Raw genomic sequence first — 18,268 nt, 5'->3', positions numbered from 1 at the left:
CCCAACACTGCCCGCAGCGTACTCGTACAAGCGGTGTTGCCACGAACATATGATTCTGGCTTTCTTATCGTTACAGAAAGTATTGCTCCCCAAAAATTAGTACCTTTGCAATTGGAGGGGCATCTGCGCGTATGAAAATAAACAACGGAAACATAAAATCGAAGGTGGTTATCGGCTTTACGCTGGCGCTTTCGGTGGTGGTTTTTGCCATATACCTTACATATAACAGCTTCACCCAGCTGCTCAGCTCCGTCAATGTGCTGGCGGAGCCAAATGCCAAACTAGCCAAGCTACAGCACACCCTCGCTGACATTGCCACGGCAGAAAGTGCCATCCGGGCTTATACCCTCACCACCGAAGACAAGCATTTCCGGGAGTACCTCGACAACCTGGGCAACATCAACAGCCAACTCGACTCGCTCTGCTCGCTCATGCAGGACAATCCTGCCGAACTGGCTCAAATCGACTCGGTGTCTGCGCTGCTGCTGGCTCAGAGAAAGAGCCTGGAGGAGCACGTGAACAACAAAAAACAGCAGCGTGGCAACAACGCCTATACCGATAAAGCGCTGAAACAGATTGCCTCAGCGGCTTCCCGGCAGCCCGCCACTACCACGATCAACCAGCGCACCAAAACAATCATATCGGACAGGCTGACCTACAACACAGACTCCATCATCAGCAGACCCGCCCAGAGCGAGAGTAAAAAAGGTATTTTACATAAGCTTTTTGGCAAACGCAACGAATCCAAACAACAGGAACCACCACAGCCTGTCGTGGTCCCACAACTGAATGTAAAGCAGGAGTACACCGCCGACACCAGCAAAGCAGTCCCAACCAACATGGCGTCCATAGCTAAAGTGCGCGTTGTACTCAAGGATGTGGAGCGTGAGCTACAGCAGCAGCAGGATGCCATGGTAGCCAAAGAGCTGGCACTCCTGCAGCAGGATAAGCAGATCATGGATCAGGTTCGCCGCATGGTATATGACCTGGAACGCTACGAGCTGCAGCAGGCTCGCCTTAATGCAGCACAGGCACAGGAAGTTGCCAAAGAAACATCGCTCGTGCTCTTGCTCGTCGGGATATTCGGTTTGGCGAGCGGCATTGCCTTTATCCTCATCATCCTGCGTGATCTGACCCGAAGCAGCAAGTATAAAGCTGAACTGAAACGCTCCCGCAAAGAGGCTATTCAACTGGCACGTGCCAAAGAGGCCTTCGTGGCCAACATCAGTCATGAGATCCGTACGCCGCTCAACGTAGTGCTCGGTTTCTCGGAACAACTGGGCCATACACAGTTGCAGGAGCAGCAACAGGATCACCTGCAGGCCATACACGGCGCAGGGCAACACCTGCTGCACATCGTAAACGACGTGCTGGACCTCTCCAAACTAGAAGCCGGCAAGCTGCACCTGCACATGGCACCTTTCGAGATGAAACAGCTCCTGACTGAGGTGGAGCGCACATTCCGACTCAAGGCCAGCACCAAAGGTATAGGATTCACCTGCACCATAGATAACCAGCTGAGCGGCCACCTGCTGGGCGACTCGCTGCGACTGCGGCAAGTGCTTTTCAACTTAGTGGACAATGCCATTAAGTTTACCCACGACGGCGAGGTACAGGTGCGCTGCAGGCTTAAATCACAGCGTCGTAACCGTGTTGTGGTGCTGATCGAAGTAAGCGATACAGGTATTGGTATACCGATGGAACAGACCGCGCATGTGTTCGGGGAGTTCAACCAGGCCGATGACTCGATCATCCGGAAGTATGGCGGCACCGGACTGGGACTGTCTATCAGCAAAAAGCTGGTGGAGATGCAGGAAGGCTCACTTACCCTCCGTAGCGTACCAAACGAAGGCACCACGTTCAGCATTGTACTGCCAATGCAGCGGGTAGCTGCCCCTGAACTCGAGGCTATACCTGAGCCTCAGCTCTCTGCCACCAATGTACTGGCTGGCAAAGCCGTGCTGGTGATAGACGATGACGCCTACAGCCGTACCCTCTGCCAGCTGATACTGGGTCGCAAAGGTATGCACGTCACGCTGGCCAACGATGGCCAGGAGGCGCTACAGCTGATCAAGGAGAAGAGCTTTGACATTGTATTGACCGACATCCAGCTACCGGGCATGAGCGGGAAGGCCGTGGCCAGAGCGATCCGAAAAGAGAACGCTACTATACCTATTATGGCGCTCACAGCCAACATCATGAGCAGTAACAAGCGATTCTTTGCCAAAACAGGTATATCAGAACACTTGCTCAAGCCTTTCACGGAACAGGACCTATACCTGAAACTCAGCAAAGCCCTGTCTGCTCAGGCTATACCTGAGGCAACGCCTGCACACACGACCTCAATAGGGAATGAAGAAAAAGAAGAGACAGCAGGTTTATCAGATGCTCAGGTTATACCTACACCCTCAGGTATAACTGAGACGCAAAGCACAGCTGCTGGAGTTGAACCAGAGGTTGAAGCCGAAACTCAACAGGCAAACGAAGCTATACCTGCTGCCTATACCCTGGATGAGCTGCGGGCTTTTGTGGGAGATGATCAGGAGGCGCTGTGGGATATTGTAGAGGTACTGGTAGCGGATAACCGCCGCTCGCTGGCACAGCTAGAAATCGCAGCGGCCATTGCGGACTGGCAACAGGCAGGTGAGCTGGCGCATAAGATGAAAACAGCTTTCCGCCATCTGCAGGCACATAGCGTGCTACCGTCTATTGATACGCTTGAGCAAGTGCTGCATCAGCCGGGCTTGCCAACCGACAACTTGCCTGACACAGCTGCAATATTGAAATCCGAGGCTATTCTTGTACTCTCTGCGCTCGAAACCGAACTTAGCAAGCATAAAAAGCCCGCAGGAGCTGCTGCTTAGGCCTCAATGTTGTACTGCCGCATTTTGTTGTAAAGCGTCTTGCGGTCGATGTTGAGCAAACGGGCTGCTTTGGATTTGTTGTACTTCACGCGCTCCAGCATTTCGAGGATCAGTTCCTTCTCGCTGCGTTCGGTTGCTGTGCGCAGATCGGTCACAGGCATGGCTACTTGCGTGGCGTCCGGCTGCGCCACGATGCTGGCCGGCTCCGGAATGTGGTAGGCGATCTCGGGTGGCAGGTCGTCGAGGCTGATTTCGCTGCCCTTGGCTAACAACACGGCCCGCTTCACCACATTTTTCAACTCCCGCAAGTTTCCCGGCCAGCTATACCTTTCCAAAGCCATGGCTACGGCCGCGTCAAAACCTGTTATGTTACGCTCCAGTTCATGATTCGCCACCTGCAAAAAGTGATCGGCAAACTGCATGATATCAGCCGTGCGGTCGCGGAGCGGAGAGATGTTGATCTTGAACTCGTTGAGGCGGTGATACAGATCTTCCCGGAACTCACCCCGGCTCACAGCCTGCACCAGGTCTTCGTTGGTGGCCACAATAATGCGCACATCCACATCGAGGTCGGTGTTGCTGCCGATCTTGCGCACTTTGCGCTCCTGTATGGCCCGCAACAGTTTCACCTGTATTTCATAGGATAGGTTGCCGATCTCATCCAGAAAGAGCGTGCCGCCATTGGCTGCTTCAAACTGGCCTTCCTTGTCGCCCATGGCGCCTGTAAACGAGCCTTTCACATGCCCAAACAACTCACTTCCAGCCAATTCTTTTGACAGAGCACCGCAGTCGATAGCCACAAAAGGTTTGTCGTGCCGCTTGCTGCGCTGGTGTATCTTGCGGGCCACATACTCTTTGCCCGTGCCGCTCTCGCCTTCTATGATCACCGACATGCTGGTAGGGGCTATCAACGCAATGTACTCTTCTAACTGCGTCGACTGCGGACTGGCACCTTTCACAAAGGTAAAACCGCCCTGCGCAGGTATAACTGGCTTCGTCGCAACATTGCCTTCGCGCCCGTAAGTCAGGGCCTTCCGGATGGTCAATAAGGTTTCGTCTGGATTGATAGGCTTGGCCAGATACTCAAAAGCACCCATTTTGATGGCTCTCACAGCTGTGCGTATGTCTGCATAGTGTGTCATCAGGATGACAGGCACCTGGGTGTCAAGCACGCGGATTTGCTCCAGCAGTTCCAGTCCATTTTTGTCGGGCAGCCTGAAGTCGGTCAGTATCAGATCAAAGGAATCGGCTTTGAGCTGACTGAGGCCTTCACCTGCGGTATAGGCAGTTTTGACCTCATACTGCTGACGTTTCAGGAACGTGCTCAGCATCAGGCAAAAGGTAGGATCGTCGTCGATTAAGAGTATTCTGGGCATAATCTTTAGCAATATACACAACCGTGGGGCAGTGGGGAAATTTTGCCCTGAAATTCGTACTCCGGCGTGCATTCCGACTGTTTACCGAAAAGCAGCTGCTAAGGTTGGCATAAAACAGAAAAGCCCCCGCTGGGCGGAGGCTCGTTCCATGATATTAGGGTCGCTAATATCTAATCTATGTGGCTTATTTTTGGTCGCGGATAATGTTACCTTGTTCATCAATGCGAACTTTAGCGCTCTGCTGCTGCTCGTTGGTGAAGAAGATCTCATACATTGTTTTGGCACCCTGGCCCTGCGCATTTGCCTGTGCATTGGTATTCTGCGCATTTTGAGTCGCCTGCTCAGCACGGTTTTCCATACCCTGTGCGTTAGCACCAGCGGCATTTCCGTTAGGTGTTACGCGGAACACCTCTACAATCTGCCAGCTACTGAAAGCCTCAGCCGTCAGAGTTTGCTTTACGGGCTCTGGAAGCTCTTCCTGCGTGATTGCTTCACGCTTTACATTTTCTTCCTGTGTTGCAGTCTGAGTTTGGGTCTGCGTCTGTGTTTCAGTTGTTACCTGTGTCTCAGTCTGTACTTGCTCTTCATAGTTTACCTGATTTCCAGTTTCGGCCTGCGCTTCAGTTTCTGTCTCAGTAGTTTGTTCTACTTGCTGCTTCTTCTTCGACTTCTTTTTGTTCTTGTCAGTCTGTGCGTTAGCGTCAAGTGAGGCAAAGCCAAAGAAAGCAATGGCGGCTGCCAGGTAGGTTATTTTTTTCATAGTTTTATTCTGTCGCTCAAGTTTAATTTTTCCTAAAGCCTATTAGTCAAAACTGTGCCAAAACCATATATTTAATTCAAGTTGTTTAAAATCAACATATTACATATTAAAACAAAAATCCCCAACCTGTGGAATTCGCCTTAAGGTGTAGCGAAAATTCCACAGGTTGGGGAGTACAAACTGGGTAATCAGGTATAGATGGGGCTTATGCGCCTAACATAAGAGCCAACGCAATCAGTGAGCCAAAGCCTATTCCGAAACCAGTTGCGGCCTTGCCTACTTTACGCTTATGGGCCTGCTTCTTAAAAGCCTCCCGATAAACCGGCTCTTTCATCAACTGATAGTTCGGGTGAAACAGGTTGTCGACATTAGGTGGTACTGCCGCCGTTACAATACCAGTAACTAAACCGACAGGAGGAAGCAGGAAGGTCGCTCCGGCCGTGCCCCAAAGTGGTCCTTGCCCTTTGTAGTACATCAGTGCATCATGACGGCCCTGGTACATCAGTTCTTCAGGGGTATAGTTACGTGACGCTCCGGTACCTGTTGGTATGGCGGAAGCGGTAGCATATTCGTCGTTGCTCTGCGGCAACTGGTTTAGCTGTCGCTGCGAGGGTTGAGTAGCAAACTGCATAGAGGACACATCGTTTCGGAGTACAAACCGCAGTGGGCCTTTCTCTTCGCTTACCATGCGATAATGGATGGTGTCTTCCCCCACTTTCACAATTTTTCCTACTACTTCCTCGCCGTTCTTCTTAACGATCAGATCCTGGCTGTGGCCAAGCATGGCGGTTAGTACGAAACATACACTTAGTACCGCTCTTTTCCATGTCATGAGGTGCATCATCCTGCTTTTCTAATTTTAATTTTGTTTATTTTCAGTCTTGGATTAGGAAGATACAAAGACTATTCCATTTATTGTTTAATCTCTATATTTTATTTCTGCAGCAAAAATTAATTTCCTGACATGTTGTAACAATGTGGCGTATAAAGCCCCAATGGTACAAACTTAATACCCTGACGCTACCAGAAATTTGCAAAGCAAGCCGTCAGCCTATACCTTTATAACATGAGCGAACCACGTAAAAAATTATTCCTGCTTGATGCAATGGCCCTGATTTACCGGGCGCACTTTGCCTTCAGCAAAAACCCGCGCATTAACTCCAAGGGCATGAATACGGGCGCTGTGCTCGGCTTCACCAACACCCTGGTAGAGGTACTACAGAAAGAAAGACCCACTCATATTGGTGTAGCTTTTGACTCAGCGGCCAAGACTTTCCGCCACGACAATTTCGCTGCGTACAAGGCTAACCGACAAGCCATGCCCGAGGATATTTCACTGGCTATACCTTACTGCAAGAAGATTGTAGAGGCCTTTAACATTCCGGTGCTCATCATGGACGGCTACGAGGCCGACGACATCATTGGCACCCTGGCCTGCCGCGCCGAAAAAGATGATTTTGACGTGTACATGATGACGCCCGACAAGGACTATTGCCAGCTGGTGACGGAGCATGTCTTCCTCTATAAACCAGCTTTCCTGGGTAATGCTGTAGAGGTATGGGATGTGGCGCGGGTACTGGAGAAGTTTGAAATTGAACGGGTAGAGCAGGTGATCGATATACTCGGCCTGCAAGGCGACGCCGTGGATAACATACCAGGTATACCGGGTATCGGTGAGAAAACTGCCAAGTCTTTGATCCAGCGTTTTGGCTCCGTAGAAAACCTGATTGCTAATGCCGACCAGCTAAAAGGCAAGCAGAAAGAAAACGTGGTAAACTTTGCCGACCAGGGCATGATGTCCAAAGAGTTGGCCACCATCCACTGTGATGTGCCAGTGCCGTTCAGCGCGGAGGCATTGCATTATGACGGTCCTAACGAAGAGCAACTGGCTGAGCTGTTTGCCGAGCTGGAGTTCCGTCAGCTGATGCAGCGTGTGCTGGGTATCTCCATGGCCGAAGCATCGCCCGCCAAAGTCGCGACCCGACGCGGCAAGCCCGCTAACCAGCAGCAAACCTCTTTATTTGACTCGGCGGCTCCTGCAGCTGTAGCCAACGATGAAGCAGAAATGGCAACTGAACATGTTCCGTTTGAGCGGTTCAGCAACACTGTACAGGACTACCACCTGATCGACACGCCGGCTCTGCGCCAAAGCCTGATCCGCTACCTGCAGAAGCAGCAGGAGTTTTCCTTTGATACCGAGACCAGCAGCATCGATCCGATTACGGCCAAGCTGGTAGGTATGTCGTTCAGCTACCTCCCGGGTGAAGCTTATTATGTGCCGGTACCACCTAATGAAGAAGAGGCTATGCGCCTCGCCGCTGAGTTTAAAGACGTGCTCGAGAACCCTAACATCGCTAAGATCGGACAGAACATCAAGTACGATATCCTGGTGATGAAGAATTATGGCGTTGAGGTGAGTGGACCAATCTTTGATACCATGCTGGCGCACTACCTGCTGGAGCCTGAAATGCGCCACAACATGGATGTACTGGCTGAGACCTACCTCAACTACAGCCCTATACCTATCACCGACCTGATCGGGCCAAAAGGCAAGAATCAGATCACGATGGCTGACCTGAAACCGGAAGAGGTGAAGGACTATGCCTGTGAGGATGCCGATATCACGCTGCGCCTGAAGCACTACTTTGAGCCACTGCTGCAGGAGCAGGGCCTGATGAAGTTGTTCAATGAAGTCGAAAACCCGCTGGTACAGGTGCTGGCAGGTATAGAGAGAGAAGGTATATCGATCGACGCCAATGCGCTGGCCGACATTTCGCTGCTGCTGGAGCAAGAGATTAAAGGTATAGAGACCCGTATCTTCGAACTGGCCGACACAGAGTTTAACATCGGTTCACCAAAACAACTTGGCGAAGTGCTCTTCGACAAAATGGGGCTGCACGGCAAAGCAAAGATCAAAAAAACGAAGACAGGCCAATATGCCACCGGTGAGGAGATCCTCTCCAAACTGGCTGGCGAGCACGAAATCGTGCGCCTGATCCTGGACCACCGCGAACTTGCCAAACTCAAGTCGACCTACGTGGATGCCTTGCCGCAGCTCGTGTGCGAACTGGATAACCGCGTGCATACCTCGTTTAATCAAGCCGTGACGGCAACCGGGCGCCTGAGCTCTACGAATCCAAATCTGCAGAACATTCCAATCCGCACCGAACGGGGTCGCGAGATCCGCAAGGCCTTTGTACCCCGCGACAGCAAGCACCTGATCATTTCGGCGGACTACTCCCAGATTGAGCTACGCATCATGGCTGATTTCAGCGGTGACCCAACCATGAAGGAAGCCTTTAAAAAAGGGCTTGACATCCACGCTTCCACGGCCAGCAAAGTATTCCATGTGCCGCTCGACCAAGTGGACAGCGAAATGCGACGTAAAGCCAAGACGATCAACTTCGGCATCATTTACGGCATTTCAGCCTTTGGTCTGTCGGAGCGACTCGGTATACCACGCCGCGAAGCTGCTGACATCATTGAGGCTTATTTTGAGGAGTTCCCGGCCGTGAAGGAGTACATGGACAGCGCCATCGAGAAGGCCCGCGAACATGAATATGTAGAAACTGTGCTGGGCCGCCGCCGCTACCTGCGCGATATCAACTCCCGCAACGCCACCGTACGTGGGTTTGCCGAGCGTAACGCCGTCAATGCCCCGATACAAGGCACTGCTGCCGACATCATCAAGATTGCGATGATCAACATACACGAGTACCTGCGTCACGAAAACCTGAAGACCCGTATGATTCTGCAGGTGCATGACGAACTCCTCTTCGACGCTCCAAAAGAGGAAGTAGACATCGTGACGCCAAAAATCGTAGAACTAATGACCAACGCCCTGCCGCTAAGCGTGCCGATGGAGGTTGGTCTGGGTGTGGGTAAGAACTGGCTGGAAGCACACTAAGGTATATAAGCTTATACGGCTGCTTATACCTGCTGCTATACCTGATAAAAAGAGAAAGGCGCCTCCTTTGCGGGAGGCGCCTTTCTTGTTACGGAGATACCGTGTATTACTGCACAGGGAATTCTACTGTGCGGTACTGCGTTTCGTCAGCAAATGGCACATTAGCGTTATACTTCGCATTGATTACTTTAATCATTTCATTTGCAAGTATTGCATAGCCTCGAGGCGTTGGATGTACACCATCAAGAGAGAAAAGATTACCAGTTATATAAGCTGGGGAATATGGTACACCATTTTTTGCAAACCCGCTTTGAATGGAGTTGAAGAAAGCATGTGCATCAAACAATGCCAGGTCTCTGGCTTCAGCCTGCGCTTTGATAATATTGTTATAGCCTGTAGTAGCATTCTTGATGTTCTGCTGCTCAGTTGCGTCCAGCACCAATGCACTTGGGAGTGGGTTACCGGCAGATAGACCAAACATAGCAGTTGTGTCAATTTGGTAGTTCAATAGCATCATAGCCAGAGTACCTCTTATCACCAATGGATCTTGACTTGGGCTTGCCTGGCGAGCAAGATCTCTCCAGTACTTACCAGTAGGCTGACCAACAAATGGCGCATATGCCGCCGCTGTAAGTGGAAAATAAATACCATTCTGAGCCGCGTTGATTTGAGCTGCCGCAAACTGCATACGCTGGCTGCCAGCACCTGTAAGTGCTACCATACCAGGGATGTTATTGGCAGCAAGAAGCTGTTTTACAGATGGGCCTACAGTAGTGAAGAAAGGTATAGCTGTAACGTCAGGTACAGTCACGAGAATACCTTTTTTTCCATTAGCTGCTAATACATTAAGCAGATCTGTATAGTTCTTGTCAAAATCAGCTACTGGCGTGATATTTCTATCAGCAAAAGCACCTCCTGATGTAGCGTAGCCTAGCACGTCGTTCTCAGCCATCCATAAGCTGAAGAAAGTATGGTCAGCTGCTTGTGCCTGTGCCTGCACATATTGCAAATAGCTAAGTCCAGGATTATCAGTCAGCCTTTCAAAATAAGGATTGCCCTGCGTGCTGCCATAACCAACTGTATTTACATCAGCAGTTCTGATTCCAGGTATAGCAAGGTTATTAACATTCTCGGTATACTTTGTGAAAAGAACAGGGTTCTGGCTGCGCAGAGCCAAGTCTGTAGTTACAGTTTGAGTGATCGGAGATCCCTGAGCAGTAAAACCAACCAACCTCATGTAACCACTACCATTCTTCTGAGCTTCTGTAAACAGGGGTTGCTCAAATTCACCTCCACCTACTTTCTTGAATTGTTCTGCAAGTATAGCAGGCGTTGAGGCCATCTGACCTGCACGCGTTAAACCATTATCAGCATATCCTGCACTAAGAGAGTTACCTACAGCAATGTAGGAAGTAAAGTCAGCCTGTCCCGAGCTCGAAGAAGGTGTGTCGATGTCTGGATCGCAGCTTGTTAAGAATACACCCGCCATCAAGGCAAGCGCACTCGATTTAAAGAAAAACTTTTTCATATACTTAAATGAAGAAAATTAGAATTTGAAGTTAAGACCAATGCCAGGAATGTAGGCCACAGCCTTGAAAGTGCCTGGTACACCACCAGACAGGTTAGCGGCATCAGTTCTCTCTTTTCTGTTAATATAAAGGAAAGAAGCGTCGATGCTGAAGTTTTCAGAAACGGAATAGCCTATACCTGCAGAAAGACCGCGTGAGTCTGAATCCGGCGTTTCTGGTGTCAGGTAGCCGTCCTGTACAGGCGTCTTGTCAAGGTAAGCACCGGCACGAAGGGCCAGGGCGTCATTCACCATGTACTCACCACCAATGCGATAGATGAAAGCGTTCTCGTAATTACGGCCGGCCTCTGAGAAAGGACTGCCACCCACGTTCTGGCTAAAGTCGAAGCGCAGCTTCTCGTAAGCATCCCAGCCTACATGGCTCACATCAGCAGCTAATGTCAGGCGCTCGTTCGGCTTGAAACCTATACCCACTGAAAGTGTTGAAGGCATTGGAAGCTCCGCGTTGAAAGTCGTGCCATCAGGGAAGTTGCCGCGTGCAGCCGCTGGAATGTTACTGAACATCACATCGCCACCTTCTACACTCAGGTCTACTTTGGAGCGGTAGTTCACACCGATAGAGAGTTTCTCAGTTGGCTGGAAGAAGATACCTGCGTTGAAGCCAAACGCTGATTCAGCGCTGCCATCCAGTTCAATACCGCCTTCAGTGCCGTCCTGGCTCTGCACAGGCAGCGAACGCTGTAGGTTTACACTTCCAATTACATACGAAAGACCTACACCTATACCCAGCTTGTCTGTGATAGCATAGCTAATAGTCGGTTGCACATAAATAGCCTGCAGTTTCAGCTGGTTCAATCCATAACGGCCGCTCCACTGATCGCCCCAGTTCACGGTGCTGCCAAAGGGAGTGTATACACCAAGGCCGGCAGAGAATTTCTCATTTATGTTGTACACGCCATATACCTGGAAGGGAGTACCCAGTGGGTTATCTGTACGAGCCGTAACACCTCCAGACTCAGGAGCAGAATAAGCGATTCTGGAGACAAGCGCACTGCCGCCTATCGTCACGCCACTGTAGCCGATGTGGCTCATGGCTCCAGGGTTAAAGAAGATGCTGGACGTACCTGTCAGAAGGCCTGTACCCGTGTGGCCCATACCGATCTGGCGCTGGCTTGCCAGGTTTACCTGGTATCCGCCAGCCATGGCCGTACCTGTGAGCAGGGCGCTACCTAATAAGGCTAAGATTTTGCTTTTCATAAAATGCGACTTGTTTAAATATAGGGTGTTAATAAGGTAAAACAAATATATAAAACATTCATACTTCCTAAAGCACATACACCACCTTTTTTCAAATAAAATCAGTTTTTGGTCGAAAAATTTTCTGTTCCCTCCGGACTGCTTTGAACAAAGCTTCCCAAAAGCAGTTTTTTTGATGCGAAGGCTATCCCAGAGAGGGATTCTGCGTTTATAGAGTCTCAACTTAAAACCCAAATGAAGGAACAATACGACGTGATTATAATTGGAGGAGGGCCTGCTGGTCTGAATGCTGCCATGATACTGGGACGTTCGCGCCGCAAGGTGCTCTTGTTTGACAGTGGCAAGCCCCGCAACCGCTGGGCCACCAGCATGAATGGCTTTTTGTCCAGTGACGGGGTGAACCCGCGTGATTTTATAAAGAAGGGGCGGGAAGAACTAGTAAAATACGGCGTGCAGATAATAGACCGTGCCGTGAAAACAGCCACCTATAGCAAAGGCCAGTATGTAGTAGACGACGAGGACAAAAATGTATACCACTCACGCAAGATGCTGCTGGCTACCGGCCTTAGAGATGCTCTGCCTGAAGTGGAAGGTATAGAAGAACTTTATGGTAAAAGTGTGCACCACTGCCCATACTGCGACGGCTGGGAAAATCGTGACAAAGCCATAGCTGTGTACGGAAAAGACCGCAGCGGCATAGGCCAGGCCCTGGCCATGAAAAACTGGAGTGACGATGTGACCTTGTATACCGACGGCACCCAGAAACTCAACAACAAAGACATGGAATTGCTTAACCTAAACGGGGTTAAGGTATGCACGGAAGCCATTGTCCGTCTGGAGGGCGATGACGGCATGCTACAGCGGATTGTTTTGCAGAGCGGCGAGTCGAAGCAACAGGGCGCGCTCTTCTTTTCGGGCGAAACCAGTCAGCAGTCGGATATCGGCCGGCAGTTGGGCTGTGAATTTACCGGCAAAGGCGTTATCAAGACACGTCGTCTCCAGCAAGCCAATATTCCGGGCCTTTATGTGGCCGGTGATGCGGCCCGTGATATGCAACTGGTAATTGTGGCGGCGGCCGAAGGCGCCAAAGCCGGGGTGGCCATCAACATGGAGTTGCAGCAGGAAGACAGAGTAAAACCTTAGGCCATGCTGGCAGTAGCATCGCTGGCCTCCTGGGCGGGGCTTGGCAGATGCTGCTCCACAGGCTGAAAAAGGTGCTCCTTCAGACAATAGCGGTATCCTTCTACCAGCATGTGCATGATCAGGTGCTCTACGGCAATGGGCTGGTTTTCTGATACCTGCCTTGTGTTGGTGAACCGGATCTTGCTGGCGTCAATGATTGTCACGACTCCCGTGCCGAACACTTCTATTTTGTTCCCTTCTTTGATAATAATGCCCGTTTCCTCGCTCAACCCCACGCCAACATACGCCGGATCGTGCGCCACAGCATGGGCTAGTCGCCCGAAACGGCCACGCTCCACAAAGTGCGTGTCGATGTACACATGGCTGATAAACCCGAAGCCGATCGTAGTTTTCATCTCTCCTTTGATAAGCGAGTAATGACCGTAGCCATCGTAGATCATACGATCTGACATGATGGCGGCTCCTGCGCTGGTGCCGGCTATGATGATGGGCTCCTGGTGATAACGGCGACGCATGATCTCGAGCAGCTGTGTTCCGTTCAGAAACTCAATTAAACGAACCTGGTCCCCTCCCGTAAAGAAGATAACGTCAGCCTGCTGGATGCGGCTGATATACTCTGGCTGGTCAGCGGCGTGGTTTTCGTCGATGAGCATGAACTGTACGCAGTCACAGCCTAGCTCTTCAAAGGCTTCTTTATACGCCTTACCAGACTCTTCTGGATCACTGGTAGCAGTTGCTATTACTTCGATACGGGAATGTATCGGGCATATCTCAGACCTGATCAACTTAATTAAGTCATCATCATACCCACCTCCGAGCGCTATTAAAGTGCCTTTATACATAAGTGCTCCTGTTTGCTTGATTATTCACGTTCTCTTCACGATAAACGCCTGTATACTTTACAATTGAGTGCCCAAAAAGATCTGAACAGCACGACAGTCTGTTAAAATCCTGTTCGTTTTCGAACAAACACCTGTACGCTATTGGACGATTTAAGTAGACAAACCATTAATCTAAATTCATAAACTGCTTATTATCAGCGTTTTATCCGATTGGCACATAAAATGTAATATGCTAATCAGAAATAAAAAAAATTTAGGAACACCAAGCAACCTTTTACCTAACTCCTCTATCTATTAAGTACTTACAACATGAAACGAAAAACCTTTTAAATATCAACTATTATGAAAATCATCATCTTATTATTCGCCATAGTACTCGGCTTCGGAGCCACCTGCAAAAAGACAGCAGACGACATCAGAGTAACAGCCGCTAAGTACAAACTGCAGCAAGAGCAAAAAGAGCTACGCAGCTACCCTAACCTGTTGCCAGAAGTGCTGATCGTAGCACCAAAGGCCTAACACCCTGACTGATCTCAACCCAATACACACCATCATCTTAACCTGAATTACTATGAAAATCCTAATTCTTTTGTTTGGACTTACAGCCGCCTTCGGCGCTGCTGGCAAAAAAACTACCAGCGACTTGAAAGAAATGAAGCACCGCCAGGAACTAAAGGAGCTGGAGCGTTATCCTAACCTGCTTCCTGAGGTAGTGATTACCATTTCGCGTGACTCTCTGATAAAGTAGCGTACCTGATTATACCTGTTTCCTAACTCCGCCATTAGTACTAAATAAAACCATGAAAATCATCATTCTTTTGTTAGCCCTGGTAGCCGCCTTTGGCTTCGCCTTGAAAAAAACCGTTGACGAGCGTGTGCTGCTGGCTGATCGCTTGCAACAGGAGCGCCTCACATTGCTTTACAGCACTGAAGCTCCTGCTTCTCAGCCCGTGGCCATGCTGTAGTACCGCACCTTTTTCAGGGCCTTTGCCAAACCGTATAACAAAGCTTATACCTAGGCCCAGCATTTACAAAGCCTTTTCCTGCATTACCGTTACGCTCTTGCACAGACAGGGCGAACAGAAAGACATTGCCCTTATAAAACAGCAATCGCCCGACCTGAATGGGGTCGGGCGATTGTTGCTAATTTTCCTTTTTCTTGAATATCTTGTTCAGGTCTATGCGCTTCTCGGGAGCAGGCTCCTCTTTCTTTCCAAATGGCCATACCTTCTTTTTAGGCGGCTCCGGCTCTTTCTTCTTGCCAAAAGGCCAACCTGATTTCTCCTCTTCCACCTCTTGCTTGCCAAAAGGCCAAATCTTCTTTTTCTCTTTCTTCTCCGGCACGATCACATATCGGATCGAGATGCCTGTGGCCAGGTTTACCCAGTCTTCGTGGTTGAAGTGCAGGGCTGGTTTTACGTCGGCTGAGAGCAGTATGGGCAAGCCATTTATCTTGTACTCCACCCCCACAATGGCATCCAAACCAGTGAATACGCCCTGGTCTTTCAGATTTCCGATGTGGCCGCCGCCGCCCAAGTAATAGTTGAAGCGCTTGCCCAGCATGGGCCAGTGCCGCTGATAAAGCAAGGTGCCGCTATACTCCCGCGACCCTACCAGCGCTATACCTTCCAGTGTGGTTTTCTCTGCAATGCGCTGCTGTACGGTAGCACCAAACTGATCGCCACCGAGTCGTATACCTGCTGCTGTTCTGTATTTCTGCGCCTGGCTGGCCGTAGCCGCACCCGCCACCAATAGTATCGTAATAAAAATCTTCTTCATGGAATTGTATTCGGAGTCTGACTCTTGCCGCTGCAAATATCTTACCTATTCTGCACAAGTAAGGCAGTGCAATGCCATCTCGCCGATGTTTTTTTGAAAAGAGCCCTGACTATAGTAGCGTAGCACTAATGGAGCTGAATTATGGAAACGGTCGCATTGGCCGGACTCGTATACCTGAGCAGGAAAATTGACCTTCGCTATACCTTAGTAGTTGCCTTTGAACCCGCCGCGACTGGCTTTTTTGTCGGATTGGCGGCGCTTCCCTTCCAGGCGTTTGCGTACGGATGCGCGTGTAGGCTTGGTGGCTTTCCGCTTTTTCTGTCGGGTAAGTGCCTGCCGGATCAGCTCATAGAAGCGCTCGATGCACTGTTCCTTGTTCTGCAGCTGACTGCGCTCTGCCTGGCACACCACCTGCAGCACGCCCTCACTGTTGATGCGGCTGCCCAGTTTCTCCTGTATCAGTGCCTTCTCCTCGTCCGTCAGCAATTCCGAGTCGCCCACATGGAAGCGCAGTTCTACTTTACTGGCTACCTTATTCACGTTTTGCCCGCCGGCTCCCCCACTGCGCGAAGCCTGAAAGCTCAGCTCCCGCTCAAAGTCACGTTCTTTAATATCTGTCATACTGATGCTATACCTTCCAAATCAATCTTGTAGCCAGCTCTTTATACCTGTTCACCAATAATATGCCGCAAATATGCGTCTTTTCATCTTTTTGAGCGTCTTTTGTGAAATTTTTGATCTCCTAATACGGCTTCATGATAAAGTTACGCTTTGTTTGCCTGCTACTCACACTCTTGGTGCTTCCGCAAATCACGCAGGCAGTCAGCAAGTCATTTTACTTCACTACCTCAGACGGTGTGCAGCTATACGTACGCATGGCAGGCGAGGGCAAGCCCTGCCTCTTTATCCACGGCGGCCCCGGCTCCTGGACTAAGTATTTCTATGCCTTGGGCGGCGATGTGGTGGAACAGGACATGACCATGATCTACGTGGACCAGCGTGGCTGCGGCCGTTCCTCCAGCTCTGAAAACAAAGACTACTCACTGGCCCGCATGGTGCAGGACTTTGAAGAGCTGCGCGAGCACCTGGGTTACGACAAATGGATGATCATGCCGCACTCCTTTGGTGGCACTATCGCGACCGAGTATGCTTACCAACATCCGAAGCGTGTCAGTGCTGCCATTTTCGTAAACTCCACGCTATACCTGAACGATGCCCTGGAAAGTTACATCAAGAACGGCGCTCGCCTGCTGGGCAAACCCGAGTCCGACTTCCGCAAAACGGGTGGCTCAATCGGTGAAGCCCTCAATGGAGTAGCCTATCAGCTGAACCAGCAGGATGTAATGTACAAGATGATGTATCCTGAAAAGGAAATGTTTGACCAAATAAACGCCGTGATGGACACTACACTCAACTGGGACTTTGGCAGTAAGGTATGGGACTTCCCGGAATACGCGCAGGACTTCACCATTAAGAGCGCATCGCTTAAAATGCCGGTACTGGTCATTTCGGGCCACAATGATTTATCAGTAGGGCCTGAACATTACCGGCTGTTTAAGTTCAGGAACGCCACTTACCGCCCTATGGCAACGGGCCATTGCCCTTATCAGGAACAGACGGCGCTTTTCCACGAGCATGTGAAAACCTTTCTGGCGAAAGTAAAATAACCCAGACTATCTACCTGGACAAGAAAGGGGCAGGCCATATTGGTTTGTTCCTTTTTTTGTGTCTGTAGCCTCTCGCGAAACCAAAGCCCAAAGCATCGCCGTATGCCATAGAATAAATTTGTGGCTATACCTATGAACGAAAACAACACGCTCCGAATCGGCTACCATGCCTCGCACGAACAGTTTAAGCCGAGTGAGCTCCTCCAGTATGTACAAAAGGCCGAGCAAGCGGGCTTCAATGCCTCCATGTCATCTGATCACTATGCACCCTGGAGCCTCGACCAGGGCGAAAGCGGCTTTGCATGGTCCTGGCTTGGAGCGGCCATGCAGGCTACCAAACTGCCTTTTGGTATAGTCAATGCGCCAGGCCAGCGTTACCATCCGGCCATCATTGCGCAGGCTGCCGCTACATTGGCCGAGATATTTCCGGAGCGCTTCTGGGTAGCCATGGGCAGCGGGCAATACATCAACGAGCAAATTACCGGTGATCCCTGGCCTGTGAAGCAAGACCGCAACAACCGGCTTAAGGAATGCGTCGACATTATACGGGCGCTTTGGGACGGCGAGACTGTCACCCACCACGGTCTGGTGAAAGTAGAGCAGGCCAAACTCTATACCCGTGCCAAGGTAGCTCCTAAAATAATCGGGGCGGCCATCACCGAAGAGACTGCGGAGTGGGTCGGAAGCTGGGCCGACGGCATGATCACCGTATCAAAGCCGCCAAAAGAACTCAAGAAAATGGTGGAGGCCTTCCACAGAGGCGGGGGCGAAGGCAAACCCATGTACCTGAAAGTCCAGCTCTCTTACGACAAAGACGAGAAAGCGGCCCTACAGGGAGCCCATGATCAGTGGCGATCCAATATCTTCCCGAGTGCTGTGCTCTCTGACATGCGCACGGCCAAGCAATTGGAGCAGGCAGCCATGTTTGTGCGAGAAGAAGACCTTCGGGAGCATGTTCGGGTTTCAGCCGATCCAGGCCAGCACCTCGAGTGGCTGCAGCAGGACATCGATTTGGGCTTTAGTCAGCTGATTCTGCATAATGTGAACCTGGAGCAGGAGCGCTTTATCGATGTGTTTGGTGACAAGGTTGTGCCGCAGCTTTTAAGATAAGGTATAGCACTGCCACAAAGCATGTTTGGCTATTA

Annotated in this window: 16 protein-coding genes; 8 read left to right on the top strand and 8 right to left on the bottom strand. The window is 50.5% G+C overall.

The genetic code is table 11. The annotated features are described in order from the left end of the window. Window positions 1-131: 131 nt before the first annotated feature. A complete protein-coding gene (locus Q1A54_RS15925; RefSeq protein ID WP_299990187.1) occupies window positions 132-2,864 on the top strand; it encodes an ATP-binding protein in 2,733 nt (910 codons plus the stop codon). On the opposite strand, the gene Q1A54_RS15920 is transcribed toward Q1A54_RS15925, so the two are convergent. The 3 genes from Q1A54_RS15920 to Q1A54_RS15910 all read right to left on the bottom strand — a co-directional run bounded on the left by Q1A54_RS15920 (window position 2,861) and on the right by Q1A54_RS15910 (window position 5,784). After that, window positions 2,861-4,240 (bottom strand): sigma-54 dependent transcriptional regulator, encoded by a 1,380-nt coding sequence (locus Q1A54_RS15920; protein ID WP_299990185.1) that lies wholly within the window; start codon window positions 4,238-4,240, stop codon window positions 2,861-2,863. The two genes, Q1A54_RS15925 and Q1A54_RS15920, sit on opposite strands and share 4 nt — an antisense overlap. 184 nt (window positions 4,241-4,424) lie before the next feature. Then, window positions 4,425-5,000: a hypothetical protein gene (locus Q1A54_RS15915; RefSeq protein WP_076421394.1), complete on the bottom strand. Its 576-nt coding sequence runs from the start codon at window positions 4,998-5,000 to the stop codon at window positions 4,425-4,427. 205 nt (window positions 5,001-5,205) lie between these two features. Next, window positions 5,206-5,784 (bottom strand): hypothetical protein, encoded by a 579-nt coding sequence (locus Q1A54_RS15910; protein ID WP_299990182.1) that lies wholly within the window; start codon window positions 5,782-5,784, stop codon window positions 5,206-5,208. A gap of 282 nt (window positions 5,785-6,066) precedes the next feature. On the opposite strand from Q1A54_RS15910, the gene polA reads away from it, so the two are divergent. Next, entirely contained in the window at window positions 6,067-8,907 is a 2,841-nt protein-coding gene (polA, locus tag Q1A54_RS15905; RefSeq protein ID WP_299990180.1) for a DNA polymerase I, read from the top strand. Window positions 8,908-9,013: 106 nt separating this feature from the next. On the opposite strand, the gene Q1A54_RS15900 is transcribed toward polA, so the two are convergent. Then, the gene (locus tag Q1A54_RS15900) at window positions 9,014-10,435 is read right to left on the bottom strand and encodes an SGNH/GDSL hydrolase family protein (protein ID WP_299990178.1); all 1,422 of its coding nucleotides are present in this window, start codon (window positions 10,433-10,435) and stop codon (window positions 9,014-9,016) included. Window positions 10,436-10,453: 18 nt separating this feature from the next. Then, the gene (locus Q1A54_RS15895; protein WP_299990176.1) at window positions 10,454-11,692 is read right to left on the bottom strand and encodes an outer membrane protein transport protein; all 1,239 of its coding nucleotides are present in this window, start codon (window positions 11,690-11,692) and stop codon (window positions 10,454-10,456) included. 234 nt (window positions 11,693-11,926) lie between these two features. On the opposite strand from Q1A54_RS15895, the gene Q1A54_RS15890 reads away from it, so the two are divergent. Continuing rightward, window positions 11,927-12,835 (top strand): NAD(P)/FAD-dependent oxidoreductase, encoded by a 909-nt coding sequence (locus Q1A54_RS15890; protein ID WP_299990175.1) that lies wholly within the window; start codon window positions 11,927-11,929, stop codon window positions 12,833-12,835. Here the strand turns inward: Q1A54_RS15890 and Q1A54_RS15885 are convergent. Next, the gene (locus Q1A54_RS15885) at window positions 12,832-13,677 is read right to left on the bottom strand and encodes a cyanophycinase (RefSeq protein ID WP_196116899.1); all 846 of its coding nucleotides are present in this window, start codon (window positions 13,675-13,677) and stop codon (window positions 12,832-12,834) included. The genes Q1A54_RS15890 and Q1A54_RS15885 overlap by 4 nt on opposite strands. A gap of 342 nt (window positions 13,678-14,019) precedes the next feature. Between Q1A54_RS15885 and Q1A54_RS15880 the strand changes: the two genes are divergently transcribed. Genes Q1A54_RS15880 through Q1A54_RS15870 form a run of 3 tightly spaced genes read left to right on the top strand, consistent with a single transcriptional unit; the run spans window position 14,020 to window position 14,642 of the window. Further along, a complete protein-coding gene (locus Q1A54_RS15880) occupies window positions 14,020-14,196 on the top strand; it encodes a hypothetical protein (RefSeq protein ID WP_155800719.1) in 177 nt (58 codons plus the stop codon). A 52-nt stretch (window positions 14,197-14,248) separates the two neighbouring features. Beyond that, window positions 14,249-14,425, top strand: a complete 177-nt coding sequence (locus Q1A54_RS15875; protein ID WP_196116896.1) for a hypothetical protein — start codon at window positions 14,249-14,251, stop codon at window positions 14,423-14,425. A 52-nt stretch (window positions 14,426-14,477) separates the two neighbouring features. Next, window positions 14,478-14,642, top strand: coding sequence for a hypothetical protein (locus Q1A54_RS15870; protein ID WP_196116894.1), 165 nt, complete (start codon window positions 14,478-14,480; stop codon window positions 14,640-14,642). Window positions 14,643-14,820: 178 nt separating this feature from the next. Here the strand turns inward: Q1A54_RS15870 and Q1A54_RS15865 are convergent, their stop codons facing one another. Beyond that, on the bottom strand, window positions 14,821-15,456 hold the full coding sequence (locus tag Q1A54_RS15865; protein ID WP_299990174.1) for a hypothetical protein: 636 nt from the start codon (window positions 15,454-15,456) through the stop codon (window positions 14,821-14,823). Between the two features lie 204 nt (window positions 15,457-15,660). Further along, complete coding sequence (arfB, locus tag Q1A54_RS15860; RefSeq protein WP_299990173.1) at window positions 15,661-16,077, bottom strand: alternative ribosome rescue aminoacyl-tRNA hydrolase ArfB; 417 nt, start codon at window positions 16,075-16,077, stop codon at window positions 15,661-15,663. Window positions 16,078-16,211: 134 nt separating this feature from the next. Here arfB and Q1A54_RS15855 point away from each other — a divergent pair, with 134 nt between their 5' ends. After that, window positions 16,212-17,123: an alpha/beta hydrolase gene (locus Q1A54_RS15855; protein ID WP_299990172.1), complete on the top strand. Its 912-nt coding sequence runs from the start codon at window positions 16,212-16,214 to the stop codon at window positions 17,121-17,123. 132 nt (window positions 17,124-17,255) lie between these two features. Continuing rightward, window positions 17,256-18,233 carry a TIGR03885 family FMN-dependent LLM class oxidoreductase gene (locus Q1A54_RS15850; protein ID WP_299990171.1) on the top strand — a complete coding sequence of 326 codons (978 nt, stop codon included), beginning with the start codon at window positions 17,256-17,258 and terminating at the stop codon, window positions 18,231-18,233. Window positions 18,234-18,268: the final 35 nt, after the last annotated feature.

It is taken from the genome of uncultured Pontibacter sp. (assembly GCF_947502515.1).
Classification (GTDB): Bacteria; Bacteroidota; Bacteroidia; order Cytophagales; family Hymenobacteraceae; genus Pontibacter.
This window is presented reverse-complemented; position numbering and strand designations above follow the sequence as displayed.

Coding starts and splice junctions, on each gene's coding strand:
- Q1A54_RS15890 (WP_299990175.1), top strand. CDS start 11,927: ATGAAGGAACAATACGACGTGATTATAATTGGAGGAGGGCCTGCTGGT.
- Q1A54_RS15925 (WP_299990187.1), top strand. CDS start 132: ATGAAAATAAACAACGGAAACATAAAATCGAAGGTGGTTATCGGCTTT.
- Q1A54_RS15880 (WP_155800719.1), top strand. CDS start 14,020: ATGAAAATCATCATCTTATTATTCGCCATAGTACTCGGCTTCGGAGCC.
- Q1A54_RS15895 (WP_299990176.1), bottom strand. CDS start 11,692: ATGAAAAGCAAAATCTTAGCCTTATTAGGTAGCGCCCTGCTCACAGGT.
- polA (WP_299990180.1), top strand. CDS start 6,067: ATGAGCGAACCACGTAAAAAATTATTCCTGCTTGATGCAATGGCCCTG.
- Q1A54_RS15875 (WP_196116896.1), top strand. CDS start 14,249: ATGAAAATCCTAATTCTTTTGTTTGGACTTACAGCCGCCTTCGGCGCT.
- Q1A54_RS15910 (WP_299990182.1), bottom strand. CDS start 5,784: ATGCTTGGCCACAGCCAGGATCTGATCGTTAAGAAGAACGGCGAGGAA.
- Q1A54_RS15865 (WP_299990174.1), bottom strand. CDS start 15,456: ATGAAGAAGATTTTTATTACGATACTATTGGTGGCGGGTGCGGCTACG.
- Q1A54_RS15855 (WP_299990172.1), top strand. CDS start 16,212: ATGATAAAGTTACGCTTTGTTTGCCTGCTACTCACACTCTTGGTGCTT.
- Q1A54_RS15850 (WP_299990171.1), top strand. CDS start 17,256: ATGAACGAAAACAACACGCTCCGAATCGGCTACCATGCCTCGCACGAA.
- Q1A54_RS15915 (WP_076421394.1), bottom strand. CDS start 5,000: ATGAAAAAAATAACCTACCTGGCAGCCGCCATTGCTTTCTTTGGCTTT.
- Q1A54_RS15920 (WP_299990185.1), bottom strand. CDS start 4,240: ATGCCCAGAATACTCTTAATCGACGACGATCCTACCTTTTGCCTGATG.
- arfB (WP_299990173.1), bottom strand. CDS start 16,077: ATGACAGATATTAAAGAACGTGACTTTGAGCGGGAGCTGAGCTTTCAG.
- Q1A54_RS15870 (WP_196116894.1), top strand. CDS start 14,478: ATGAAAATCATCATTCTTTTGTTAGCCCTGGTAGCCGCCTTTGGCTTC.
- Q1A54_RS15885 (WP_196116899.1), bottom strand. CDS start 13,677: ATGTATAAAGGCACTTTAATAGCGCTCGGAGGTGGGTATGATGATGAC.
- Q1A54_RS15900 (WP_299990178.1), bottom strand. CDS start 10,435: ATGAAAAAGTTTTTCTTTAAATCGAGTGCGCTTGCCTTGATGGCGGGT.